Below are 24,209 nucleotides of genomic sequence, written 5' to 3' on the forward strand. Positions count from 1 at the left end.
GCGATGGACATATCCTATCACAAGAATTTCTCGCGCGATCTCGGCCGCGACATGGAATACAAGCGCTATGGCCATGCCGGCCGGCCGGTTGTGGTGTTCCCGACCTCGCAAGGACGGTTCTTCCAGTTCGAGGATTCGGGCGGGGTGAGCGCTCTGGCCGAGTTCATCGACACCGGCCGTATCCAGCTGTTCACGGTCGACGGCATCGATTCGGAGTCCTTCTTCGACAAGCATGCCGAGGCCGCGCACCGCATCGCCCGTCACGAGGCCTATTTCCGCTATCTGCGCGAGGAGGCACTGCCGGAGTTCCTGTCCACGGCCGCGCAAGCCAATGGCGGGCGCAAGCTGAAGCCACTGTTCTCAGGCTGTTCGATGGGCGCCTACCACTCGTCGAACTTCGTTTTCCGCTTTCCTGAACTGGCCAGCGGCGTCATCGCGCTGTCGGGCGTCTATTCGGCCCGCGACTTCTTCGGCAGGGCGCTGGACGGCGACATCTTCTACAATTCACCGCTCGACTATCTGCCCGGCATCGTCGACCAGAAGCTGCTTGGCCGCCTGAAGGCGCTGCGGCTGATCTTCTGCTGCGGGCAAGGCGCGTGGGAAGAGCGGATGCTGGTCGAGACGCGCAAGCTGGAACAGATCCTGCGCGACAAGTCCATTCCCGCCTGGGTCGACTATTGGGGTGGCGACGTCAGCCATGACTGGCCGTGGTGGCACAAGCAACTGGTCTATTTCTTCGGCCGCTGGCTGGATGATGATCTGATGCACAGGCTTGACTGATGACCACACCAGAACCCATCCGCCGCTTTGTCGAGGCCACCAATGAAGGCGATACCGAAGCTTTTCTTGGCGCCTTTGCCGACGACGCGTTTTTGAGCGACTGGGGACGATCGTTCCAGGGCCGCGAGCAGATCGCCCGCTGGAACCAGTCGGACAATATCGGCGTGAAGTCCCATCTTCGCATCATCCGCATCGCGCCGGCTGAAGGCAGCTACCAAGTCCGCATCGCCGTCACAGGCAACGGCTTCAACGGCGAGGGCGACATGACCTTCACGCTGGACGGCGATCGCATAGCGAGCCTCGTCATCGCCTGACGTCACCCTTCCAGGCACACCGGAAGAGGGACAGCATCCTGTTCCGCTGCCGATCCTCGACGCAGGCCGAGGAAGACGACAAGGGCAGTCATGACGGTGATGGCCGCCAGCACGATCAGCAGCCTGTCGAATGCCGTTTCGTAGGCATGGACCAGAACGGTGGCGTTGGTCGTCGGCAAATGTTGCGCCGTTTCATTGAGGCTGCCGGTCACCAGAAACCGCGCCGCCGCGGCCGCATCCCTGGAAGTCGTTCCCTGAGCGGCGAGTTGTGCCGCGGTGAAGCCCGACAGGGTCGCCAAGACGATGGCCAGCGCCACGCCCTCGCAAGCGACGCGGGTGGTGTTGAAAATGCCGACCGCCATGCCGGCGCGTTCCCTTGGCACGACGCTGACGGCAAGCCCGTCCATCAGCCCCCAGGGCAGGGCGATACCGACGCCGATCAACATCAGCGGCGCCACCAGTGCGATGTCGACCGGTGGTGTCAGGCTCAGCCAGCCAAGCCCAGCGGCGGCGATGAGCAGGCCCGCGCCGCAGATTGTGGCCGGCGCGACCCAGCGCGCCAGCTGGCCGGCGAGCAGGGGCAGGATCAGCAATGGCCCCGAGAGGCAGATCATCAATTGCCCCGCCTTGATCTCGCTCATCCCTTCGATGCCGATGAAGCGGATCGGCAAGAGCACGAGCAGGACGACGAAGCCATAGGCGGGCGCCGCTGCCAGGAACTGGACGCCGACGAAGCGGGGAAAGCGAAACAAGGTGAGATCGAGCATCGGCCGCCGCACACGCCGCTCGACGATCACGAACGCGGCGAAGAAGAGGACCGCCGCTGCAAGCAGGGCGATGACGAGGAGATCGGCCCAACCGCTCTGTGGTGCCTGCAAGACACCATAAGTCAGTGAAGCCAGCGCGACGGTGAAAATGCCGGCTCCCGCCCAGTCGAGGCCGGTCGCATCCGGGTCGCGGGATTCGCTGATGGTGCGCAGGCCCAGCGCCGCGGCTGCGATCGCGAGCGCCGCGACCAGAACAAAGATCGACCGCCAGCCAAATGCGGAGATGAGCAGGCCGGAGGCGATCGGGCCGAAGGCGAGGCCGATGCCGAAACTGGTGCCGAGGAAACTGAAGGCGCGCAGCCGCAACGGTCCCTCGAATTCCTGGGCAAGTGCAGAGGCGCCGCCGGCGAAGGCCAGGGCACTGCCGATCCCTTGCGCCGCCCTGAACATGTCGAACCAGACGATGTCGGGCGCCAGCATCGCGCCCAGTGATGCAGTGACATAGAGGCAGAGGCCAGAGAGGAAAATACGCTTGCGGCCATGGTTGTCGGCCAGCGCTCCGGCCGCCATCAGGCTGGCGCCGAAGGTCAGCATGAAGGCATTGGTCACCCAGTTGAGCGCGATCGGGCTGCCGCCGAGATCGGCCGCGATGCGCGAGAGCGCGACGGCCGGGCCGGTGAAGGTCAAGGGCATCGTCATCGCGGCAAGGCATACCGACAGCAGCACCAGCCATCTCTCGGCCGCGCCGGTTCTCGTCTTCAAGGTCATGGATTTTCCTATCTGAAGTACAATCTGCCGGCATTCCGCTCAGTGGCAGCGCCGGTCCCAACGACAAGATAGGTCGACGACATTTGCGGCAAAATGGTATGTTATCTCCAGATATACCGGACCGAAACGCTCGAATGGATTGATGCAATGGATCGTCTCAGCGGCCTGATGGCCTTTGCCCGCACCGCCGAGTTCGGCAGTTTCGTCGCCGCCGGCCGAGCGCTCGGCATCTCGGCTTCCGCTGTCGGCAAGAGCGTCGCCCGGCTCGAACAGGAGCTCGGGGTGCGGCTCCTGCAGCGCAGCACGCGGCGGATCGGACTGACCGAGGAGGGCGGGCTGTTCAACGAGCGGGTGCGCCGCATCCTCGACGACATCGACGATGCCGAGGCGATGCTGTCGCGGACACGCGAAACGCCGCACGGACGGCTGCGCGTCTCGACCCCGATTGTCACCTATCACCTGCTGCTGCCGGTGTTGTCGGAGTTCATGGAGCGCTATCCCGAGATCGAGCTTGATATCGATTTCAACGATCGCATTGTGGACGTGATCGACGAAGGCATCGATGTCGCGATCCGCAGTGGCGAACTGCCCGATTCACGCTTGGTGTCGAGACCCGTTGCGCCCTTTCGCATGCTGCTGTGCGCGGCGCCCTCCTACCTCGACCGCCACGGCACCCCCGGCGTGCCGGCGGATCTCATCAGGCATTTCGGCATAAATTTCCGCTTTCTCAACAGCGGCAGGTTGCTCGACTGGCCGTTCATTGCCGGGGGTGCTGAACCGCGGATACGCTCGAGGCTGACCTGCAACAACATGGAAGCGTTGAAGGGCGCCACCATCGCCGGCCTCGGCATCGGCTGCATGCCCGATTTCCTGGTGCGCGGGGCGCTGCACGACGGCAGGCTGCGCACCGTCCTTGATGATCATGTCGATGGGCGTGGCCAGTTCCGGATGCTGTGGCCCTCCAATCGCCATCTGTCGCCGAAGGTTCGTGTGTTCGTCGATTTCCTTCCTGAGCGGCTGGCTGAAGGGCGGTAGGCCAAGGTGAGCCGAGCGGCTCACGGCCTTGTGATTTTCACATACGAAGGAAAACTTTGAAGTTTACCTTCGTATGTGCCACAAGGCGAGGATGAAAGATCAATTGCCGCCGCAGAACGACCCCGAAGCCGCGCGTGCGCTGGCGCTGGCGGCGGAGCTTCGGGTTGTAGCCGGCAGGCTGATCCGGCGTCTGCGCGAACAAGCTGATACCGGCGACCTCACCACGTCGCAGAAGTCGGCGCTGCTGCATCTTGACCGAGAGGGTCCGGCGACGGTCACGATGCTGGCGCGCGCTCAGGATATGCGTCCGCAATCGATGGGCGCCATTATTTCAGCACTGCAAGTGGCCGGTCTGGTGCAAGGTTCGCCGGATCCGGCCGATGGCCGGCAGACCATCCTGTCGCTCACACCCGCCTGCCGGGAGATGATCGCGACCGGGCGGGCAGCCCGGCAGGATTGGTTGTTCCGCGCCATCCAGATGAAGCTTGACCGCGAGGAGCAGGAGCAACTCGCAGGCGCCGTCGAACTGCTTAGACGTCTCGCGGACTTTTAATCAATCGTCCGGCTCCAACCATCGGAAGGAAAACACGGATGGCAGTCACCACGCTTGACCAGAAAACGGCACTCGTCGTCATCGACCTGCAGAAAGGCATCGTCTCCTTGCCTGCTGTCCATCCGATGGCCGAGGTCGTGAAGCAGGCCTGCACGCTCGCCGAAGCGTTCCGCGCTCGTGACTTGCCGGTCGTGCTCGTCAATGTTGCCGGCGCGCCTCCTGGCCGGACGGAGCAGGCCCCTCGCCCGGGAGCCCGTCCCGCCGGCTGGACCGATCTTGTCGCCGAATTGAGGCAGCAGCCGACAGACCACATGGTGACAAAGCGGACGGCGGGTGCCTTCGTCAACACTGATCTCGAAGCGTGGCTGAAGGGCGAGGGCGTAACCCAGGTGGTGATCGCCGGCGTCGCCACCAGCATGGGTGTCGAGGCGACAGCCCGCCATGCCCGCGATCTCGGGTTCAACGTTACGCTCGCCCTCGACGCCATGACCGATACCAACCTTGATGCCCACACCAACAGCATCGCGCATATCTTCCCGAGGCTGGGCGAAAGCGGCACGACGCGGGACATCCTCGATCTCCTGGCCAAGGGGAGTGCCTGACGATGCAATGGATCGACTGTGCGTCCTATTTCTTCGGCGGCGCTGTGCTGACTAATGCCGTGCCGCATTTCGTCAGTGGCGTGATGGGGCGGCCTTTTCAAAGTCCCTTCGCCAAGCCGCGCGGCGAGGGACGCTCCTCCTCGACGGTGAACGTGCTGTGGGGGTTTCTGAACCTGGCGATCGGTTATCTCCTGGTGCTCCGCGTCGGAGATTTCGACCTGCGATCCACGGCTGATGTCGTCGCGCTGGGGCTGGGCACCCTCCTCATGGGCGTGGTGATGGCACGCATGTTCGGCCTCTTCAACGGCGGCAATTTCCCGGCCGACGGATGAGCGCTCCGGCAAAAGGCACGTTCCGTTCACTGGCCAATTTCAACTATCGGATATGGGCTGGCGGCGCGATCGTGTCCAATGTGGGAACATGGATGCAGCGCACCGCGCAGGACTGGCTGGTGCTGACCCAGCTGACCCACAACAACGCGACCGCGATGGGCGTGGTGATGGCGCTGCAGTTCGCGCCGCAGGTCCTCCTGCTGCCATGGACGGGTTTTGCCGCCGATCGTCTCGACCGGCGCAAGCTGTTGCTCGCCACGCAAGGCACCATGGGCCTGCTTGCGCTTGGCCTCGGCCTGCTCACCGTCTCCGGCCTCGTTCAGTTGTGGCAGGTCTATGTGTTCGCGCTCCTGCTCGGCTCCGCCGCCGCGTTCGACGCGCCGGCGCGGCAGACATTCGTCTCGGATCTGGTCGGCGAGACCGATCTGTCGAACGCGGTGGCGCTGAACTCGACATCCTTCAACGCGGCGCGGATGATCGGCCCGGCGGTAGCCGGGGTCCTGATCGCTTCCGTCGGCTCAGGCTGGGTCTTCCTGATCAACGCGGCGTCGTTTGCCGCCGTGCTCGGCTCGCTTTGCCTGCTGCGCATCGGTGAGCTGCATCTCAAGGACAAGGCGCAGCGGGGCCGTGGAAGCCTTGTTGAGGGTTTTCGCTATGTCTGGAAACGCCCCGATCTAAGAGCCATCCTCCTCATGCTTTTCCTGATCGGTACGTTCGGCTTCAACTTCCCAATCTTCATCTCGACCATGTCAGTCACCGTCTTTCACGCCGGTGCCAGCCAATACGGGCTGCTGACGTCGGCCATGGCGATCGGATCGGTCGTCGGCGCGCTGCTGGCCGCCAGGCGCGAGCAGCCGCGCCTGGTGTTTCTTCTGGCCGGGATCGCGATCTTCAGCCTTGGCTTCGGCCTGGCCGCGATCATGCCCAATTACTGGCTGTTCGGCCTCGCACTCGTCGTCATCGGCGTCTCCGCCCAGACGATCACCACCTCGACGCTCAGCCTGGTGCAGCTCTCAACCGAGCCTGCCATGCGCGGGCGGGTGATGGCGATCCTGATGGCCATTGCGCTTGGCGGCACCCCCATTGGCGCGCCGATCGTCGGCTGGGTGGCCGACAGTTTCAGCCCGCGCTGGGCGCTTGGCGTTGGGGCGCTGGCCGGTTTGTCCGCGGTTGTCGTAGGGGTTCGCTACTTCGTGCGGTATCGTCGGCTGCATCTGCGCTTCGACGCCGGACGCTTCCATTTCGTGATGGATGGCGAGACGATCGAAGCCTAGATGCATGTCCCGGCATTCGCGGAGCCAGATCCTTTCACTCCCTCACGTTTCTCGCCACCAACCGCGCCACGCTCGGGCCGAGCAGCAGCACGATCAGGAAGCGTGCCGATTGCAATGCCATGACGAAGGAGATGTCGACGTTGTGCGCGGCGGCGGCGATGATGGCGATGCTGTCCATGCCGCCGGGGCTGGTCGCCAGATAGGCGGTCAGCGGATCGATGCCGAGCAGATGGCTGATCATGAAGGCGAGGCCGCCGCAAAAGGCGATCAAGGCCACGATCGAGGCAATGATCTGCGGCAAGGCGCGCGCCGCATGGCGCAGGATCGGCCGGGTGAAGTTCAGGCCGATCGACCAGCCGACCAAGGCGTAGCTGACGGCCAGCAGCCATGGCGGCAACTGCATTTCCACGCCAAGGCCGAGATGGGTGATGGAGCCGAGGATGAAGGTGCCGAGGAAGAGGGGCGAGGGCAGCCTGAGCAGTTTTCCCGACAGGCCGCCGACAAGCGCGATGCCGATGGTGGCGGCGAAGGCATGCGGATCGATCGGCGGAAACCAGATGATGGCGGGGACTTCAACGCCTGACGTGTCGACCCACATCTTGGCAACGAGAGCCGCGGTCATCGACACGAAGATGACGCGCAGATATTGCATGAAGGCGACGAGGCGCTGGTCGGCGCCGAAGGCGCCGGCCATCAGCACCATGGCGGTGGAGGCACCTGGCGACGAGCCCCAGACGGCGGTGGTGCCGGGCAGGATGCGCCAGCGGCTGATCAGCCAACCGAGCAGGCTGGAGGCTGTGACGGTGGCAATCACCACACCGAGGAACAGCGGCCATTCCCGGTAGAAAACGGGAAAGATGCCAGTCGAGATCGACGCAGCGACGAGGCAGCCGACGACTGCCTGGGCGGCGCCGAACAGAAGGCGCGGCACGCGCACCCCGGCGCCGTTGGTGCCGGCGAGGATCGCCGCCAGCATCGGTCCGATCAGCAACGCCGCCGGCAGCGCGGCGAGTTCCAGCGCACCGGCAAACAGCGTCGAGACGACCAGCAGGGCCAGCCATTGCCAGAGCTTGTGCAGGCGCGCCATGCGCTCGATGGTGGGCTGGTCTGGGGGCTGCTCGGCCGAGGAATCCATGTTTTGGTCTTAGACTCGAAGCGGGACGATGCGAACCCCGCCGCGCCGAAAAAGGATGCCTGCCTTGGAGCGGTTCATCGTTTCGCGGAAACGCAGAACCGCTTCATCTCAGCGAACTCCAGGCAAAGTTCCACAATTCACAGCAGATCACTTCGACCGGAGCCTAACGATGCAGGCCGTCATGGTAGGGCTGAACTATCGTTTCTGAGGCGCGCTTGTTTTAAGCTTTCGCCATAAAGTCTTGTTTGGTAGCGGGAGGACGCGCTCCTTGCCGGGTTGTGCACCATACAGCCAAGCGTAAGTGACGCGCTCTTGGTTCTCTTAGCCACCGTCTTCCTTGTCACCACTCCCGGAAACTTGCTGCGCGCAGCTATCATGAAGAATCGCAACGCAAATCTATGACCCGCCTACAGGCATCAGTCGTCATGAACAGTTCTATTTCGCTCAGTTGTGACAAAAATGGGACTGCGTAGGACCGCGCTTGCTGTTAGGAGAAAAGTCAGGCGGTAACTCTGAATTTTGCTGGGGCTGAGCAGTATGCGGACTTCGATTTTTGGTTGGACCTTTGTTGCGACCCTGATGACCAGCGCCGCATTCGCCGCCGACCCGATGGCGGTAGCTCCAGTCGCTTCGACATTCAACTGGAGCGGCGGCTATCTGGGCGTGCAGGGTGGCTATGGTTGGGGTGATTCCGACCATCTGCTTGGCGGCACGAACGAGACCGCGCACAACAACGCCGACGGCGGGGTTTTCGGCGGGTACGCCGGTTATAACTACCAGTTTTCGAACAACATGGTCCTTGGCGTCGAGGGTGACATCGCCTGGAGCGGTCAAAACGGCGGGCCGGATATCATCGTGTCGGCGGCAGGGGTCCCCAATCCCCCGAACGCTGTGTCTACCGATGTCGAATGGACAGGCGCGCTGCGCGGTCGTCTCGGCTATGCCGTTGACCGGTGGCTCCCTTACGTCACGGGCGGCCTGGCGTTCGCGCAGGTTAAGGGAACCTATGATTATGTAGGGGCCGACGGTGAAATCAACGAAGTGATGACGGGCTGGACGATTGGCGCTGGCGTGGACTACGCCTTCACGGACAACCTGATATTCCGCGCCGAATATCGGTATGCTGACTTCGGCAGCGAGACCCAACAACCGTTCCTGCCGGGGTTCTCCAACGACCAAGAAATCGAGCTCACGTCGCAAGATGTGCGAATTGGTCTGGCCTACAAATTTTGATCTCTGGTACCGATCCCGCACCACGCCGCAATCTATCGCGTGCGCCACAGCGAACATGTTCGGCAGGCAAGGATTGGGCGCGTATCCTATTCGCTATGACCGCGGTGTGCGCACCTTCATGTCTGCCATCTGCATCGCCGCCAACGCCACCTTCTGGATCAATCAGTGAGTCCTGAGCCTAGCCGGTCTTGCCGTCGGCGAGCCCGAAGCCGCCGACTGGGTGGGTTTCGACCTGGAATTCAAAGCCGGCGATGAACGGCCGCGCCTTGGCGATCGCCGCCTGGACTTCGGGAAGCTGCAGCGAGGCCTTGTGGCTTTCGGCGTCGGTCCACACTTCGGTGACCCATATCGCATCGGCATCGGCGGGGTCGCGGGCGATGATATAGCTCAGGCAACCCGGCAGGGCACGGGTGCTGGCACGCAGAAGGTCCATGACCGCGTCACGCTGGCCGCGCGCCGCCCGCATCTTGCCGATCAGTCCGTACATTCCATTGTCTCCCTTCAAGGTTTTCGACAAGAATATGCAGATCGCCAGTATGCAGGCCGCCGCTCAAGGCATCAACTGGCCGCCATTCACCTCGATCACCTGGCCGGTGATATAGCCGCTCAGAAGATCGGAAGAGAGAAACAGATAGGCGCCGACGCAATCCTGCGCGGTGCCGGCGCGCCCCTGGGGAATGGTGGCGACCATGCCCCTTATCTGCTCCTCGGTCGAATAGCGCTCATGGAAGGGTGTGAGTATGACGCCCGGCGCCACCGCGTTGACGCGGATGCCGAAGCCGATCAGTTCCTTGGCCATGCCGCGCGTGACATTGGAGACGAACGCCTTGGCCGAACCATACAGCCCGGCGCCGCCGGCGGCGCCGTTGCGGGCGGCGATCGACGATGTGTTGATGATGAATCCGCCCTGCTTCTTCAGCCATGGGATTGCCTTGCGCGACGCGGTCAGCACCGAACGCGCGTTGAGGTCCATCACCGCATCGTAGTGCGCTTCGGTCTGCTCGGCATAGGGCACGCGGCCAAGCATGCCGCCGGCGTTGTTGACCAGCCCATCGAGCCGGCCGAAATGCCGCGCGCTGTCCTCGACGACGCGTTCGACATCGGCGGAAACGGAAAAGTCACCCTGGACGAGGAACACCTCGCCGCCCTTGTCGGCAATCGTCTTGCCGAGCTTTTCGGCGGCTTCGCGGCTGGAATTGTAGTGCAGCGCCACCCTGGATTTCTGCTCGGCATAGGCCAGCGCGAGTGCCGCCCCGATGCCGGTCGACGCACCGGTGACCAGTACCGCCTTGCCGGCGAGATCGGGGATGCTGAGGGTGGCGGTGGCTGGCACTGCTGTTCCTCCGGGATGGTTGCCGTCCTTCGTAGGCCTTTGCCCCCCAGATGTTCAAGCCTCAGGGACGCAGATAGGCGTAGCCCTGGCCCTGCAGTTCGGCGAGCTTGACGACGCCGCCCTTGTCGGCGGCATGGAAACCGGCGAGCAGGTCGGCGAGCGAAATGTCCATGCCTTGCATGGTGTTGGCGCAGGCCTGCGGCTCGAGCCCCTGCCGCACCAGGCCGGCGAAGCGGCCGGAGACTGCGGCCGATATGCCTTTCGACTTGAAGGCGGCAAGCGCTGGACCATGTACGACCAGCACGATGTCGACATTGCCGCCGGTGCCGTCATAGTGGTTCTTGATGTTGCCAAGCACGAAATTGACCTTGTCGAGATCGCTGAGGTGGTAGGCGACCTTCTGCCTGGCGGGCTCCGTGGCCGCTGCCTGCACCACGCGCAGGCCGAAAAATGCTCCGGTTCCGGCAAGAACCGCACGGAACATATCGCGCCGGCGCATCGCATCCTCCCCCGCTTGGCGGCCACCGCAAGTTGCGTGGCTGCGGCCACAATACTAGCATAAAATGACGTTGCATCCTGTCGATGCGAGGAGGGAGAGGTTACATGGCATTAAGGGGATGGGCGTTTTCGGAATGGAAGACAGTTGTCCGCGCCGGATTTGGCGCCGCGCTGCTTGGCGTGCTTGCCGGCTCGGCCTTGGCCGATGATGCGCTCAAGCTCACTGAACTCAGCCCGAACGGCGCCGATGCCTGTTTCGGCCGCGTCTATGATGCCGCCCACCTGAAGGCACACCCGCGTCAGAAGGTGGCGCGGATTTTCTTCTACTACGGCCATGATCCGGTCAGCCGTCCGAACGAGGAACCAGCCCCCTCCGACACGTCCTACAATGCCTTCGTCACCACCACGGTGCGCGGCGCCAAGGCGCCGGAATGGGCTGGGGGCTGGTGCAACCACGCGTCCGAGGACGGCAAGACCGGCCCGATCCATTGCGGCATGGACTGCGACCGCACGCTGGCGTCGCTGAAGGTCGACGAGAAGGGACGGCTGCTGCTGTCTGACCTGTCGCCCGATATCTACCTGGATCCGGATTCGGAGGAGCAACTCGGCAAGGCGGAATATGACAGGCAGGCGCTGGGCAAGGAGGACGACAATTTCCGCCTCGACCCGATGCCGGCCGCGACCTGCAAGGCTGAATTCGCGCGCATCGATCCGATCGACCCGGCGCTCGGGGCCCCGCTGCGCGAGCGGCTGAAGCCTGACCAGGCGTTCTGCTACGGCCGCGACTATGACGCAGCGCATCTCAGTTCGCATCCCAACCAGCTGACGCAGTCGATCCGGGTTTTCCGCGGGCCGGTGGAACTGGCGTCCTTCGCTTCGGGCGGCGATGCCGCCAACTGGCCTGACGGCGCCGATATCGCCGTCTCGGTCACCACGCGGCAGAAATCGGGTAAGGTCACGCAGACCTATTCCTGCCAGGGCGAGGCCGACCAGTGGCGCTGCGCGGCAAGTTCGAAGATGAGCGATTTCTCCTGTGACATCGCGCAGAAGGAGATTTTCCTCAAGCGCAGCGCCAACGGCACGATGATGCTGGCCAATCCCAACAGCAGCCTGGCGATCGTCGATCTGTGTTCGAAGGCCGCCGACGGCAAGACGAAATCCGACGACAAGGTCTACCGGCTGCAGCCGATGCCGCAATCGGCCTGCGCGCCTTGAACACCAGTGCTTCGTCATCCTATGGCGGAGCAAGGAGCGAAGCGACGCGGCGCAGACCACAGGATCCATGCCGGGACTCCTGAGCGCTGCTGCGGTGCAGAATTCTGTTCCGCCATGTGCTCGTCCCAGGTCGCGGCATGGATCCTCGGGTCTCCGCGACGGAGCTTCGCCCCTGCTCCGCCCGTGGATGACGAAGTCGAGAGGCTTCGGCTAATTTTCCAAGGTCGTGACGAAGGATCGCCTCACGCGAAGGGCACCGCCGTCGTGCCCTTGGGAAGCTTCGCCTCGTCGTCAGGCTCGACATGGATGGTGACGCGTACCGAGGGGATCTCGGCCTTCAGCGCATCCTCGATGCGGTCGCAGATGACATGGCTGGCGCCGACCGTCATGTCGGCATCGACGACCAGATGGAACTCGATGAAGGTGGCGCGGCCGGCGATGCGCGTCTTCAGGTCGTGCACCTCGAGCGCGCCCTTGCAATTGGCCGAGATGACGTCACGGATGCGCATGTGCGCCTGCGTGTCGACGGCGCGGTCCATCAGGCCGTTCATCGACGAGCCGATCACGTGCCAGCCCTGCCACAGGATGTTCAGCGCCACGATGACGGCGAGTGCCGGATCGAGGATCTGCCAGCCGGTCAATATCGCCCCTACCAGACCGCCGAAGACGCCGATCGAGGTGACGACATCGGTCATGATATGATTGCCGTCGGCGACCAGCGCCGGCGATTTCTCCGCCCTGCCGGCGCGGATCAGCGTCCACGCCCAGAAGGCGTTGATGACGGTGGCGACGCCGTTGATGGCAAGGCCTTTCCAGGGCTGGTCGAGCGGCGCGGGCGCCTGCCAGGAGCGCCAGACCTCATTGAGGATCAAAAGGGCGGCGAGCACGATCAGCACGCCTTCCAAAACCGCCGAAAAGTATTCCGCCTTGTGGTGGCCGAAGGGATGATCCTGGTCGGCCGGCTTGTAGCTGACCTGGATCGCCCAGAAGGCGGCGACCGAGGCAATGACGTTGACGATTGATTCCAGCGCGTCCGAGTAGAGGGCGACGGAGCCAGTGACGTACCAGGCGGCAAGCTTCAGGCCGAGCACGACAAAGGCGACCACGATCGACCAGAAGGCAAGGTTGGCGACCTTGCGCTTCGCTGCGGCCTTGGCCGCGATCGCCATCGTGCTTTCGGTTTCGGCCATCGACGTCAGGCGGCCTTTTCCTTGGCCTTGCGCGGCAGATGGGCAACGATGTTCTCGATGATGCGCATGCCGGCATTGTGGCCGAGCGTCATGATCGATTCCGGGTGGAACTGCACCGCGGCGATCGGCTCCTTGCGGTGCTCGAAAGCCATGATGATGCCGTCCTCGGTCTCGGCCGTGACGATGAAATCGTCGGGCAGGCGCACCGGATCGGCGAAGATCGAGTGGTAGCGGCCGACGGTGACTTCCTTGGGCAGGCCGGAGAAGATGATGCCTGGCTTGGAGACGCGAATGCGTGACGGCTTGCCATGCATCGGTATGTGCAGTTGCCTGAGTTCACCGCCATAGGCCTCAGCCAGGGCCTGCAGGCCAAGGCAGACGCCGAAGATCGGCAGGTCGCGGGCACGCGCCTTCTTGATGGTGGCGGCGCAGTCAAAGTCCTTCGGCGTGCCCGGTCCGGGGGACAGCACGACGAGGTCGGGCTTCAGCCGGTCGAAGACCTCCTCCGGAACCGGGGAGCGCACGGTCGAGACATTGGCGCCGGTCTGGCGGAAATAGTTGGCCAGCGTGTGGACGAAACTGTCCTCGTGGTCGACGAGCAGGATGTTGACGCCGTCGCCGACGCGCGCGGTGGTGCGCTCGGTGCTGGCGGAATTGCCTGCCTTGGCGTCGCGAATGGCGGAGAGCATGGCGGATGCCTTCAGTTCGGTTTCGGCTTCTTCTTCCTCGGGAATGCTGTCGAAGAGCAATGTGGCGCCGGCGCGCACCTCGGCGATGCCGTCCTTGATGCGAATGGTGCGTAGCGTCAGGCCCGTATTCATGTCGCCGTTGAAGTTGACCATGCCGATCGCGCCGCCATACCAGGCGCGCGGGCTCTTCTCGTTCTGCTCGATGAAGCGCATGGCCCACAGTTTCGGCGCGCCGGTGACGGTGACCGCCCAGGCATGCGACAGGAAGGCGTCGAAGGCATCCATGCCTTCGCGCAGACGGCCCTCGATGTGGTCCACGGTGTGGATCAGGCGCGAATACATCTCGATCTGACGGCGACCGATGACGCGCACCGAACCCGGCTCGCAGACCCGCGATTTGTCGTTGCGGTCGACGTCCGAGCACATGGTTAGCTCTGATTCGTCCTTCTTGGAGTTGAGCAGCTTCAGGATCTGCTCCGAGTCGGAGATGGCGTCGTCGCCGCGCTTGATGGTGCCCGAGATCGGGCAGGTCTCGACACGGCGGCCGTTGACGCGCACGAACATTTCCGGCGAGGCGCCGATCAGATATTCGCCTTCGCCCAGATTGATGAAGAAGGAATAGGGCGAGGGGTTGATCGACTTCAGCTTGCGCGAAATCTCGGACGGTTGCGTCTCGCAACGCTCGTAGAACATCTGGCCGGGCACGACCTCGAACAGGTCACCGCGCTTGAAGCTCTCCATGGCGCGGCGCACCAGGTTGGCGTATTCGCCCGGCTCGTGGTCGCCGCGCGGCGGGATACGGTCGGCGATCTTGAACGGCTCGGCGATTTCGTCGCGCGGCAGGCCTTCGGTCGAAAATCCTTCGCCCGCATAGTCGTAACGATCGGTCCAGGCCTTGGCCGAATAGTGGTCGACGACCAGGATCTCATCGGGCAGGAACAGCACAAGGTCGCGCTGGCTCGGCTTGCGCTCGAGCTTGTAGTCGACCGGGTCGAACTGGAAGGCGAGGTCGTAGCCGAAGGCGCCGTAAAGGCCAAGATTGGCGTCTTCCTCGGTCTTGAACAGGGCTGTGATGGCGCGCAGCACGGTGAAGACGGAAGGGACGCGGCTGCGCTCCTCCTCGGTGAAGACTCGGCCGGGTTTGGCGACGTCGAGGCGGATCAGTTTCTTCGATGTCTCGGCGACGGCGACATCCGCCAGGCTGTCCAGCGCCTTGCCGATGACCGGCAATAGGACCTCGCCACGGCCGTTCAACGCCTCGATGCGCATGGCGCGGCCGCGCGCCGAGATCACCAGCGGCGGATCGATGATGGCCGTGTCCCAGCGCGTGTAGCGGCCGGGATATTCGTAGTTCGAGGAAAACACCGCGCCCCGGCGCGCATTCAAGCCATCGACATAGCTGTCGATCGCGCCCTCATAAGGCCGGTCGTGGCGCTCGCGGGTGATGGTTACGCCACCCGCCGTCACGAAGCGTTCAGCGCCGTTTTCCAGAACCTTCATCGTCATTGCCGTCTCCATCAGCGTCTTGGGTATGTCAGCTTCTTGGGGCAACGGACCCGGGAATGGCTTGAAAAAACAAATGGCCGCCCGGACTTTCCGTTGCGGCCACCCTCTATTTTCACGCGCACGCGTTCGAACAGGCCGCTGTCAGCAGGCCCACCACCAAATGGTCTTGGTCGAACGCATGTTCATGCGGATTCCCATAGCGGCGATTGAACAGCCGCGCAACTGGATTCCATGAAGGCGGTGAAGTTCAGTCCTCCAGCGTGCCTGATCTGGCGTCGGCGCTCTTCCTGTCGCCGACCAGTTTCAAGAGGTCCTCGCCGGCGCGGATGATACGGCGCGAGCGGCGCGTCAGGATGAGGCCGTCCTGCGGCGCAAACACTTCGGTGCGGCCGTCGGCTTCGCCCGGCGCATGGACGATGGTGGCGAGGCGATCGCCCCGGCGACGCGGTCGCCGGGTTTCACGTCGTAAAGCACAGCGCCGGCCCGTGGCGCCGGCATCATGTCGATGTTCTCCAGCGGGGCAACGACGCCGGTGAATGGACCGGGCACGGGCAGGGCGCTATCGGCGATCACGCCACGCGTCACCAGCAGCCGGTAGAGCCCTTCGGCGTCGGCGGCGGCCAGGGCGCCGTCGACATCGAGAATGCCGCGATATTCGACGGTGGTGGCGACGCGCCGGTCGAGCTTGGCCACATCGGCGGGAACGTTCTGGTAGGGCATGATCGAGGCGCCCTCGAAGGTGCCGTCGGTGTCTTCGCTCCACAGCACGACCGCATCGACGCCCATGGCGGCGGCGCAATCGGCCATGGCCGGCCACAGGCTGGTGTGGACGTAGAGATAGGCGAGGCCTTCATCGTCGCAATGCAGGTCGAGCACGATGTCGTGGCCGAGCGAAAGCTGCAGCAACCGGCTTTTCAGCCGCTGGTCGGCGCCGCCAAGGCTGGTGTTGGGCAAGAGTGCCGGGTCGGGGGCGGCGAGCAGCGGAAAGCCGCGGTTGAAGTTGGTGCGGGTGCCCAGATGAAAGCGGCCCTGATGTTCGCCGAAATGATATTGCGCCCGACCGATCGGGTTGGCCCAGGGCACGATGGTGATGTTGCCCTTGATACGGCCCTCGGCCTCGGCGTTGTTGAGCATCGGCATCAGCGCGTCGATGGCGACGACGCCCGGCAACTCGCCGGCATGGAGTGCGGCCTGCAGATAGGCGGATGGGACGGCCTTGTCGGCGCCGCCAAAGCGGAACACCGGGAATTCGTAGGAAACGCCTTCGCTTTCGCCGGCGATGCGTTCGATCGATTTCTGCATGGGATGTCTCCGAAAAGTCAGCGGAAGACATGCATCTTTGTTGCTACGCTGTCGATTGGTCCAGCATCCGGCGCGATGGGCGCAAGCTACTCGGCAGGGGCCTGAAGGGTCGCAACTGGTGCCGACCGGTCGAGCGCTTGCGACAGCACCGCGACGGCAACCGCCAGCAGGGCCAGCGCCGCGCCGACTAGGGGCAGGTTGGCATAGGAAACGCCGGCGGAAAGGGCCACGCCGCCAATCCACGCGCCGCTGGCGTTGCCGACATTGAAGGCGCCCTGGTTCAGCGTCGCGGCAAGGTTCGGTCCCTCGGAAGCCGCCTCGACGACGCGGATCTGCAGCGGCGGCACGACGACGAAGATGAGCAGGCCCCACAGGAAGACGATGCCGATGGCGACGCTGGCTATGGCGCCGAACTGCATGAAGCCAACAAACAGCAGCGCCAGCAACAGCAGCGTGCCGATGACCGTCGGCATCAGTTTCCAGTCGGCCAGCCTGCCGCCGATGATGTTGCCGATGGTCATGCCGGCGCCGAACAGCAGCAGCACCCAGGTGACCGCTGAGGTGGACAGGCCCGTTACGTCGGTCAGATAGGGCTTGATGTAGGTGAAGACGGCAAACAGGCTGGCCGAGGCAAGGGCCGCGATCAGCATCGCCAGCCAGACCTGCAGCTTGCCAAGCACGCGCAACTCGCCGCGCAGTCCGCCACCGCTCGGCTCGGTTACGTCAGATGGCACCAGCCAGGCGATGGCGGCGACCGAGATCAGGCCGATGCCGACCACGGCCACGAAGGTGGCGCGCCAGCCGAAGGCTTCGCCAAGCGCGGTGCCGGCGGGAACGCCGAGGATGTTGGAAAGCGTCAGTCCGGCAAACATAAGCGCCATGGCGCTGGCGCGCTTGTTGCGCGGCACCAGGCTGGCGGCAACGACCGAGCCGATGCCGAAGAAGGCGCCGTGGCCGAAGGCGGTGAAGACGCGCGCGGCCATCAGCGTCCAATAGTCAGGTGCGATGGCGCAGAACAGATTGCCGACGACGAACGAAGCGGTCAGCCCGACCAGCACAGGCTTGCGCGGCAGGTGCGCCGTGGCCATGGCGACGACAGGCGCGCCGAAGACGACGCCGAGCGCATAGCCGGTGACCAGCAAGCCCGCCGAAGGGATGGACACGCCCAGGTCGGCGGCGACCTCTGGCAGCAAGCCCATGATGACGAATTCGGTGGTGCCGATGCAGAAGGACGCAATGGCAAGCGCAAGAATCGGCAAGGGCATCGGGCGTCCAGACTGAATCGGTTCAAATGGAGACTGCGCGGAGGAGTATGCCGTGCGCAAGCGGCGTTGCTGCATTGCAGCAATGCAGAAAAGGAAGGGCTGGGCCGCAGGCCATCAGGCCAGCGGCTTCAGCTCCTGGGCGATGGTGGGCAGCAGTTCCGAGACGTTGGGGTGGATGTGCACGGCGCGCGCCAGCGTGTCGACAGGCGCCTTGGCGTACATCAGGTCGAGCACGCAATGCACCGCCTCGTCGCCACCGGGGCCGAGCACCGAACAGCCAAGGATCTCCCGCGTGTCGGCATCGACCAGGATCTTCATGAAGCCCTGCGTCTCGCCCTTTTCGACGGCGCGGCCAACGCGGGTCATCGGCCGCTGGCCAACCAGCGCGCGGCGGCCGGATTTCTTGACCGCTGCCTCGGTCATGCCGCAGCGGCCGAGCGGCGGGTCGATGTAGAGCGCATAGGCCTCGATGCGATCGCTGACCTTGCGCGGATCGTTGTCGAGCAGGTTGGCGGCAACGATCTCGTAGTCGTTGTAGGAGGTGTGGGTGAAGGCGCCCTTGCCGTTGCAGTCGCCCATCGCCCAGATGCCGGGCACGCTGGTGCGCAACTGGTCGTCGACGGTGACGAAGCCGCGCTTGTCGACCGCGACACCGGCCTTGTCGAGGCCGAGGTCATCGGTGTTGGGCACCCGTCCCAGCGCCAGCAGCACATGCGAGCCGACCGCAGGCGCCTTGCCGGCGGAGAAGGTGACGGCGATGTCCTTGCCTTGTTTGGCGAAGCCGATGTCGTCGGCGCCGACATGGACGGATATGCCTTCGTTTTCGAGGATCGACAGGATGGCGGCGGAAACGTCCTCGTCCTCGCGGCCGGTCAGGCGCGGGCTCTTTTCGATGACGGTGACTTCGCTACCGAAGCGGCGGAACATCTGCGCGAATTCGAGCGAGATGTAGCTGCCGCCGACGACGATCAGATGGCGCGGCAACACGTCGAGATCCATCATCGACGAATTGGTCAGATAGTCGATGTCGTGGATGCCCGGCAAATCGGGCACCGAGGCGCGGCCGCCGGTGTTGAGGAAGATCTTTCCGGCAGTCAGAAGATCATCGCCGACACGCACCGTGTTGGCGGATTCGAAGCGCGCATGGCCGCGATAGAGCGTGCATTTGTCCATGCCGGCGATCCAGGTTTCCAACCCGGTGCGGGAGGCGCCCGAAACCTTGTCCTTGCGCGCCTTGATCGCCTTGTAGTCGACGCCGACAGGGCCGCCGATCGTCACGCCATAATCGGCGGCGCGGCGGGCGAGATGCGCGGCATAGGCGCTCGCCACCATCGTCTTGGTTGGGATGCAACCGGTGTTGACGCAGGTGCCGCCGACCAGCTTGCGCTCGATCAGCGCCACGCTCATGCCGGCTGCGTTCAGCCTGCCGGCGAGCGGTGTGCCGGCCTGGCCGGCGCCAATGATGATGGCGTCGAAGGTCTTCGCCGTCATGCGACCGCCGCTACGATCAGCAGGCCGCCGATGATCGCCACCGCGTCCTCGATGAAGGCGGCGGGCGGATCCTTGCCGAAGCTTGCCGCCAGCCGGCCGCGCGCCTCGGCGCCGCCCAGCGTGCCGATGACAGCGCCTATGGCGCCGGCGATCAGGCCGCCGATGGTGGCGCCGCCAGTCGCGCCGATCACAGCGCCGGTAAAGGCACCCATGATGATGCGGGCGCCGAACTGCTGCGGCACTTTGCGGCTCGGCGTCGACGGCAGCTGGTCGGTGACCAGCTCGACGATGGCCAGGATGGTGAAGATGCCGACAGCGGCCCAATGGCTCATGAAGCTCGCCCAGGTGCCGGCGACCGGCAGCCAACCGAGATAAGCGCCCCAGGCGACGGCGGCCGGCGCGGTCATGGCGCGAAGACCGGCAATGACGCCGATCAGGAGTGCGAGAATATACAACATGGTTGATCCCCTCGATCCCCGGACCAGGACAGCCCGGCAAGAGCAGGCTAGCATAGGCTTTGGATTTGACCAGCGCATGACTGCGAAAATCGGAATGGATTCTGCGCTCGAAGCCGCAGTGACGCCGGCACTTTCCCATTCACTGCAATTGTGCTTTGGCAATCACGTCAAATGGAGACACCGCCATGGCTGGAACCGAGCGCGTGAAAATGGCAACCGGGGAATGGTACACATGCCTCGATGACGAATTGGAGGCACTGCGCGCCATAGCGCGCGACGCGGTTTTCGAGCACAATTCGCTGCCGCCACGACAGCGCGGAAACCTCGGGCCGGGCCTGCAAGCCCTGCTCGGCAAGGTGGGTGAGGGCGCTCGCATCGAGGCGCCTTTCCACTGCGCCTACGGCTTCAACATCTTTCTCGGCAACGGCGTCTTTCTCAATGCCGGTTGCACCATCCTCGACACGGCGACGGTGCGCATCGGCAACGGAACACTGCTTGGCCCGAATGTTCAGATCTATTGCGCCGAGCATCACAGGGAGGCCGCGGGCCGGCAAGCCGGGCTGGAAATCGCCAGGTCGGTCGACATCGGCGCCAACGCCTGGATCGGCGGCAGCGCCGTCATCCTCGGCGGCGTCAGCATCGGGGAGGGCGCCATCGTCGGTGCCGGTGCCGTGGTGACGCGCGACGTGCCCGACAACACCACCGTGGTGGGTAATCCGGCACGGGCGATCAAGCGGAACTGAGCGGATCAGGACGAAAGGGCGTGCGCCATGCGCTCGTCCTGATCGGCGCGCTGCGAGAATTCGCGCCGGTACTGCGCCGGCGACGTCCTGAGCCGGGCGGCGAAATGCTGGCGCAGCGACGTGGCGCTGCCGAAGCCGGCCTCGAAGGCCACGATGTCCACCGATTTCTCGGTTGCCTCCAGCAGGCGCTGCGCCAGTTCGATCCGCTGGCTGGTCAGCCATTCGCCGAAACTGGTGCCGATCGATTTCTGGAAGCGGCGGGTGAAGGTCCGCCGTGTCAGGCCGGCGGCTTCGGCGATGCGGTCCAGACTGTGCGTTTCGCTAAGCGTTGCGCGAACCGCGTCGAGGGCCTGGGTGAAACGGTCGGCGTCCGCGCTCCTCGCCACCGGGTGCTCGATGAATTGCGCCTGCCCGCCCTGCCGATGCGGGGACAGGACAATCTGGCGGGCGAGCCGAAGTGCGGCTTCCGCGCCGTAACGGGCCCGCACGATGTGGAGACAGCAGTCGAGGCCGGCGGCTACGCCGGCCGAAGTCACGACGTCGCCATTGTCGACATAGAGCACCGAGGCGTCGACAGCGATGTCGGGATGGAGTTTCTGCAACCGCTCGGCATAAGCCCAATGCGTCGCCGCACCGCGCCCCGAAAGCAGCCCGGCCGCGGCAATGGCAAAGGTTCCCAGACACAGGCCGACAATCAATGCGCCGCGCCGGTGCGCCTGGCGCAGCGCCTCCATCAGCAGCGGTGCTGGCGGCTCGGCGAGATGATGCCAACTGGGGATGATGACGATGTCGGCGCCGTCGAACCCTTCGAGCCCATGCGGCGCGGCAACGGTCAGTCCTGCCTCGGTATGAATCGGGCCGGGCTTGCCCGCGCAGATGCGGAAGTCGAAGCGCGGCAGGCCAAGTGCGGTCCTGTCCTCGCCGAACACCAGGCACGGCACGGAAAGATGGAACGGGCTGATGCCATCAAAGGCGAGGACGGCGATGATCGGGTCGGTCATGGGCGCTTCCGGCACTTGAATACGGATTGTCCCAATTCTTGCGAATGATGTCAATCGGGACACTTTCGACTATCCGACGATCCGCCTATTTTCGACCCATCGCATTCAAGCCGGAAAGGAAAGCACCATGTCTGACCCAGTCAACACCACGCCGCGCCGGGCGCTGATCGTCGTCGATGTCCAGAACGACTATGATGGCGGCAACCTGGCCATCCAGCACCCACCATTCCGCGACAGCGTCGTCAATGTGGCGCGCGCCATGGACGCGGCGGCGGCGGCCGGCGTCAAGGTGGTGGTCGTCAAGCAGATGGCGCCCGAGACGTCGCCGATCTTCGCCAAGGGCAGCCATGGCGGCGAACTGCACCCCGAGATCGCCGGGCGCGGCCGCGACCACTACGTCGAAAAGATGCTGCCCTCCGCCTTCACCGGCACCGACCTCGAGGACTGGCTGCGCGCCAACGCCATCGATACGATCACGGTCGTCGGCTACATGACGCATAATTGCGACCTGTCGACCATCATCCACGCCGTGCATATGGGCTTTGCGGTGGAATTCCTGTCCGACGCCACCGGCTCGGTGCCTTACGCCAACAGCGCCGGTTACGCCTCGGCCGAGGAGGTCCACCGCGTGGTGACGATCATCCTGCAGTCGCGCTTCGCCGCGGTGCTGAAGACCGCCGAATGGATCGAGTGCCTGAAGACCGGCACGCTGCCGGAGCGCGACACCATCTTCGGTTCCAACCAGCGGGCACTGGCGCGCAACGCGGCTTAGAGCCTCTGAAACAAGAAAGGCGCCGCATCGCTGCGGCGCCCTTTGTTGTCGAGACGGCAAGATCTCAGAACAGGCCTTCGATCTGGCCGGCCTCGTTGAGGAAGATCTTTTCCGAGGACGGCGCCTTGGGCAGGCCGGGCATGGTCATGACTTCGCCGCAGATGATGACGACGAAACCGGCGCCGGCCGACAGTCGGACCTCGCGCACCGGCACGGTGTGGCCGGTCGGCGCGCCGCGCAGGTTCGGGTCGGTCGAGAAGGAGTACTGCGTCTTGGCCATGCAGACCGGCAGGTGGCCATAGCCGGCCTCTTCCCAGGCCTTGAGCTGGTCGCGCACCGACTTGTCGGCGATCGCTTCCGAGCCGCGATAGATGCGCTGGACGATGGTATTGATCTTCTCGAACAGCGGCATGGCGTCGGGATAGAGCGGCGCGAACTGCGAAGCGCCGGATTCGGCCAGCGCCACCACCTTGTTGGCGAGATCCTCGATGCCGGCCGAGCCCTTGGCCCAGTGCTTGCACAGGATGGCTTCCTCACCCATCGAGGCGACATAGTCCTTCATCGCCTGGATTTCGGCGTCGGTGTCGGAATAGAAGTGGTTGATGGCGACCACAGCCGGCACACCGAACTGGCGGATGTTCTCGATGTGGCGGCCGAGGTTGGCGCAGCCCTTCTTCACCGCCTCGACATTTTCCTTGCCGAGGTCTTCCTTCTTGACACCGCCATTCATCTTCATGGCGCGCACGGTGGCGACGATAACCGCCGCCGCCGGCTTGAGGCCCGCCTTGCGGCACTTGATGTCGAAGAACTTTTCAGCACCCAGGTCGGCGCCGAAGCCGGCTTCGGTGACGACATAGTCCGCCAATTTCAACGCCGTCGTGGTGGCGACGACCGAGTTGCAGCCATGCGCGATGTTGGCGAACGGGCCGCCATGCACGAAGGCCGGGTTGTTCTCCAGCGTCTGCACCAAATTGGGCTGCATGGCGTCCTTCAGGAGCACGGCCATGGCGCCGTCGGCCTTGAGGTCGCGGGCGTAGACCGGCGACTTGTCGCGGCGATAGGCGACGATGATGTCACCGAGGCGCTTCTCGAGGTCCTTCAGGTCGGTGGACAGGCACAGGATGGCCATGACTTCCGAGGCGACGGTGATGTCGAAGCCGGCCTCGCGCGGGAAGCCGTTGGCGACGCCGCCGAGCGAGCAGATGATCTCGCGCAAAGCGCGGTCGTTCATGTCCATGACGCGGCGCCAGACGACGCGGCGGGTGTCGATGCCGAGCTCATTGCCCCAGTAGATGTGGTTGTCGATCAGCGCCGACAAAAGGTTGTGCGCCGTGGTGATGGCGTGGAAGTCGCCGGTGAAGTGAAGGTTCATATCCTCCATCGGCACGACCTGGGCGTAGCCACCGCCGGCGGCGCCGCCCTTGACGCCGAAATTCGGGCCGAGCGAGGCCTCGCGAATGCAGACGATCGCCTTCTTGCCGATGCGGTTGAGGCCGTCACCGAGGCCGACCGTGGTGGTCGTCTTGCCTTCGCCAGCGGGCGTCGGGTTGATGGCGGTGACGAGGATCAGCTTGCCGTCCTTGTTGCCCTTCACCGACTTGATGAACTCGGCGGAGATCTTCGCCTTGTCGTGGCCATAGGGCAAAAGGTGTTCGGTCGGGATACCGATCTTCTGGCCGATCTCCTGGATCTGCTTCTTCTTGGCGCCGCGCGCGATCTCGATGTCGGACTTCACTTCGGCCATGACGGCTTTCCTCTGGATTGGACGGTGGAGGGGACGGGTTTGATCTCACTCGCAGGCATGTTGAACCCGGGCGCGGGCATGTTCTAACCCTGTCGCTGCCGCGGCGTCAACTTGCATGCAACTATGTTTCCTGTGAAGAAAATTCCTCTGCGGCGGCCGACCTGCCATCGGTTCTTTCTGCTCCGCTTGCCGCGCCGTATAGAAGCCAG

At 64.3% G+C, this 24,209-nt stretch carries 23 protein-coding genes and 1 pseudogene; 11 read left to right on the forward strand and 13 right to left on the reverse strand.

Going from position 1 to position 24,209, the window contains the following annotated elements; genetic code table 11:
• Window positions 1-3 precede the first annotated feature (3 nt).
• Together AC56QQ_RS10045 and AC56QQ_RS10050 are read left to right on the forward strand one after the other, a co-directional pair.
• Window positions 4-780 (forward strand): esterase family protein, encoded by a 777-nt coding sequence (locus tag AC56QQ_RS10045; RefSeq protein ID WP_497126744.1) that lies wholly within the window; start codon window positions 4-6, stop codon window positions 778-780.
• Entirely contained in the window at window positions 780-1,094 is a 315-nt protein-coding gene (locus AC56QQ_RS10050) for a nuclear transport factor 2 family protein (protein ID WP_497126746.1), read from the forward strand. The genes AC56QQ_RS10045 and AC56QQ_RS10050 overlap by 1 nt, the downstream gene beginning before the upstream one ends.
• Window positions 1,095-1,096: 2 nt before the next feature.
• Here AC56QQ_RS10050 and AC56QQ_RS10055 read toward each other — a convergent pair whose 3' ends face one another.
• Window positions 1,097-2,629, reverse strand: a complete 1,533-nt coding sequence (locus tag AC56QQ_RS10055; RefSeq protein WP_497126748.1) for an MFS transporter — start codon at window positions 2,627-2,629, stop codon at window positions 1,097-1,099.
• A gap of 147 nt (window positions 2,630-2,776) precedes the next feature.
• Here AC56QQ_RS10055 and AC56QQ_RS10060 point away from each other — a divergent pair, with 147 nt between their 5' ends.
• The 5 genes from AC56QQ_RS10060 (at window position 2,777) to AC56QQ_RS10080 (ending at window position 6,425) form a co-directional block, all read left to right on the forward strand.
• The gene (locus tag AC56QQ_RS10060; protein WP_497126750.1) at window positions 2,777-3,664 is read left to right on the forward strand and encodes a LysR family transcriptional regulator; all 888 of its coding nucleotides are present in this window, start codon (window positions 2,777-2,779) and stop codon (window positions 3,662-3,664) included.
• Between the two features lie 91 nt (window positions 3,665-3,755).
• Window positions 3,756-4,217 carry a MarR family winged helix-turn-helix transcriptional regulator gene (locus AC56QQ_RS10065; protein WP_497126752.1) on the forward strand — a complete coding sequence of 154 codons (462 nt, stop codon included), beginning with the start codon at window positions 3,756-3,758 and terminating at the stop codon, window positions 4,215-4,217.
• Between the two features lie 38 nt (window positions 4,218-4,255).
• Complete coding sequence (locus AC56QQ_RS10070; RefSeq protein WP_497126754.1) at window positions 4,256-4,819, forward strand: isochorismatase family protein; 564 nt, start codon at window positions 4,256-4,258, stop codon at window positions 4,817-4,819.
• A gap of 2 nt (window positions 4,820-4,821) precedes the next feature.
• On the forward strand, window positions 4,822-5,151 hold the full coding sequence (locus AC56QQ_RS10075) for a hypothetical protein (RefSeq protein ID WP_497126756.1): 330 nt from the start codon (window positions 4,822-4,824) through the stop codon (window positions 5,149-5,151).
• Window positions 5,148-6,425: an MFS transporter gene (locus tag AC56QQ_RS10080; RefSeq protein WP_497126758.1), complete on the forward strand. Its 1,278-nt coding sequence runs from the start codon at window positions 5,148-5,150 to the stop codon at window positions 6,423-6,425. The genes AC56QQ_RS10075 and AC56QQ_RS10080 overlap by 4 nt, the downstream gene beginning before the upstream one ends.
• Window positions 6,426-6,459: 34 nt before the next feature.
• Here AC56QQ_RS10080 and AC56QQ_RS10085 read toward each other — a convergent pair whose 3' ends face one another.
• The gene (locus AC56QQ_RS10085; RefSeq protein ID WP_497126760.1) at window positions 6,460-7,560 is read right to left on the reverse strand and encodes an AbrB family transcriptional regulator; all 1,101 of its coding nucleotides are present in this window, start codon (window positions 7,558-7,560) and stop codon (window positions 6,460-6,462) included.
• Between the two features lie 579 nt (window positions 7,561-8,139).
• Between AC56QQ_RS10085 and AC56QQ_RS10090 the strand changes: the two genes are divergently transcribed.
• Complete coding sequence (locus tag AC56QQ_RS10090) at window positions 8,140-8,793, forward strand: outer membrane protein (protein ID WP_497126762.1); 654 nt, start codon at window positions 8,140-8,142, stop codon at window positions 8,791-8,793.
• A 178-nt stretch (window positions 8,794-8,971) separates the two neighbouring features.
• Here AC56QQ_RS10090 and AC56QQ_RS10095 read toward each other — a convergent pair whose 3' ends face one another.
• The 3 genes from AC56QQ_RS10095 to AC56QQ_RS10105 form a co-directional block, all read right to left on the reverse strand.
• On the reverse strand, window positions 8,972-9,280 hold the full coding sequence (locus tag AC56QQ_RS10095; protein ID WP_489862883.1) for a putative quinol monooxygenase: 309 nt from the start codon (window positions 9,278-9,280) through the stop codon (window positions 8,972-8,974).
• A gap of 63 nt (window positions 9,281-9,343) precedes the next feature.
• Complete coding sequence (locus tag AC56QQ_RS10100) at window positions 9,344-10,126, reverse strand: SDR family NAD(P)-dependent oxidoreductase (RefSeq protein WP_497126764.1); 783 nt, start codon at window positions 10,124-10,126, stop codon at window positions 9,344-9,346.
• Window positions 10,127-10,187: 61 nt separating this feature from the next.
• Window positions 10,188-10,625: a DsrE family protein gene (locus AC56QQ_RS10105; protein WP_497126766.1), complete on the reverse strand. Its 438-nt coding sequence runs from the start codon at window positions 10,623-10,625 to the stop codon at window positions 10,188-10,190.
• Window positions 10,626-10,729: 104 nt separating this feature from the next.
• On the opposite strand from AC56QQ_RS10105, the gene AC56QQ_RS10110 reads away from it, so the two are divergent.
• Window positions 10,730-11,839, forward strand: a complete 1,110-nt coding sequence (locus tag AC56QQ_RS10110; RefSeq protein WP_497126768.1) for a hypothetical protein — start codon at window positions 10,730-10,732, stop codon at window positions 11,837-11,839.
• Between the two features lie 242 nt (window positions 11,840-12,081).
• Here AC56QQ_RS10110 and AC56QQ_RS10115 read toward each other — a convergent pair whose 3' ends face one another.
• The 6 genes and pseudogenes from AC56QQ_RS10115 to AC56QQ_RS10140 all read right to left on the reverse strand — a co-directional run bounded on the left by AC56QQ_RS10115 (window position 12,082) and on the right by AC56QQ_RS10140 (window position 19,740).
• Entirely contained in the window at window positions 12,082-13,029 is a 948-nt protein-coding gene (locus tag AC56QQ_RS10115; RefSeq protein ID WP_489862879.1) for a cation diffusion facilitator family transporter, read from the reverse strand.
• A 5-nt stretch (window positions 13,030-13,034) separates the two neighbouring features.
• Entirely contained in the window at window positions 13,035-15,224 is a 2,190-nt protein-coding gene (locus AC56QQ_RS10120; protein ID WP_497126770.1) for an anthranilate synthase, read from the reverse strand.
• A 247-nt stretch (window positions 15,225-15,471) separates the two neighbouring features.
• Window positions 15,472-16,526 (reverse strand): annotated as a pseudogene (locus AC56QQ_RS10125) (M14 family metallopeptidase).
• 86 nt (window positions 16,527-16,612) lie between these two features.
• Complete coding sequence (locus AC56QQ_RS10130) at window positions 16,613-17,791, reverse strand: MFS transporter (RefSeq protein ID WP_497126772.1); 1,179 nt, start codon at window positions 17,789-17,791, stop codon at window positions 16,613-16,615.
• Window positions 17,792-17,905: 114 nt separating this feature from the next.
• A complete protein-coding gene (locus tag AC56QQ_RS10135; RefSeq protein WP_497126774.1) occupies window positions 17,906-19,282 on the reverse strand; it encodes an FAD-containing oxidoreductase in 1,377 nt (458 codons plus the stop codon).
• Window positions 19,279-19,740, reverse strand: a complete 462-nt coding sequence (locus tag AC56QQ_RS10140) for a DUF4126 domain-containing protein (protein WP_091579043.1) — start codon at window positions 19,738-19,740, stop codon at window positions 19,279-19,281. Before AC56QQ_RS10140 ends, AC56QQ_RS10135 begins: the two co-directional genes overlap by 4 nt.
• Window positions 19,741-19,925: 185 nt before the next feature.
• Here AC56QQ_RS10140 and AC56QQ_RS10145 point away from each other — a divergent pair, with 185 nt between their 5' ends.
• Complete coding sequence (locus AC56QQ_RS10145; protein ID WP_497126776.1) at window positions 19,926-20,483, forward strand: sugar O-acetyltransferase; 558 nt, start codon at window positions 19,926-19,928, stop codon at window positions 20,481-20,483.
• A 5-nt stretch (window positions 20,484-20,488) separates the two neighbouring features.
• Here the strand turns inward: AC56QQ_RS10145 and AC56QQ_RS10150 are convergent, their stop codons facing one another.
• A complete protein-coding gene (locus AC56QQ_RS10150) occupies window positions 20,489-21,484 on the reverse strand; it encodes a GlxA family transcriptional regulator (RefSeq protein WP_497126778.1) in 996 nt (331 codons plus the stop codon).
• Window positions 21,485-21,611: 127 nt separating this feature from the next.
• Here AC56QQ_RS10150 and AC56QQ_RS10155 point away from each other — a divergent pair, with 127 nt between their 5' ends.
• The gene (locus tag AC56QQ_RS10155; RefSeq protein WP_497126780.1) at window positions 21,612-22,256 is read left to right on the forward strand and encodes a cysteine hydrolase family protein; all 645 of its coding nucleotides are present in this window, start codon (window positions 21,612-21,614) and stop codon (window positions 22,254-22,256) included.
• A gap of 64 nt (window positions 22,257-22,320) precedes the next feature.
• Here AC56QQ_RS10155 and AC56QQ_RS10160 read toward each other — a convergent pair whose 3' ends face one another.
• Window positions 22,321-24,000, reverse strand: coding sequence for a formate--tetrahydrofolate ligase (locus AC56QQ_RS10160; RefSeq protein WP_497126782.1), 1,680 nt, complete (start codon window positions 23,998-24,000; stop codon window positions 22,321-22,323).
• Window positions 24,001-24,209 lie beyond the last annotated feature (209 nt).

The organism is Mesorhizobium sp. RCAM 05099, from assembly GCF_059683685.1.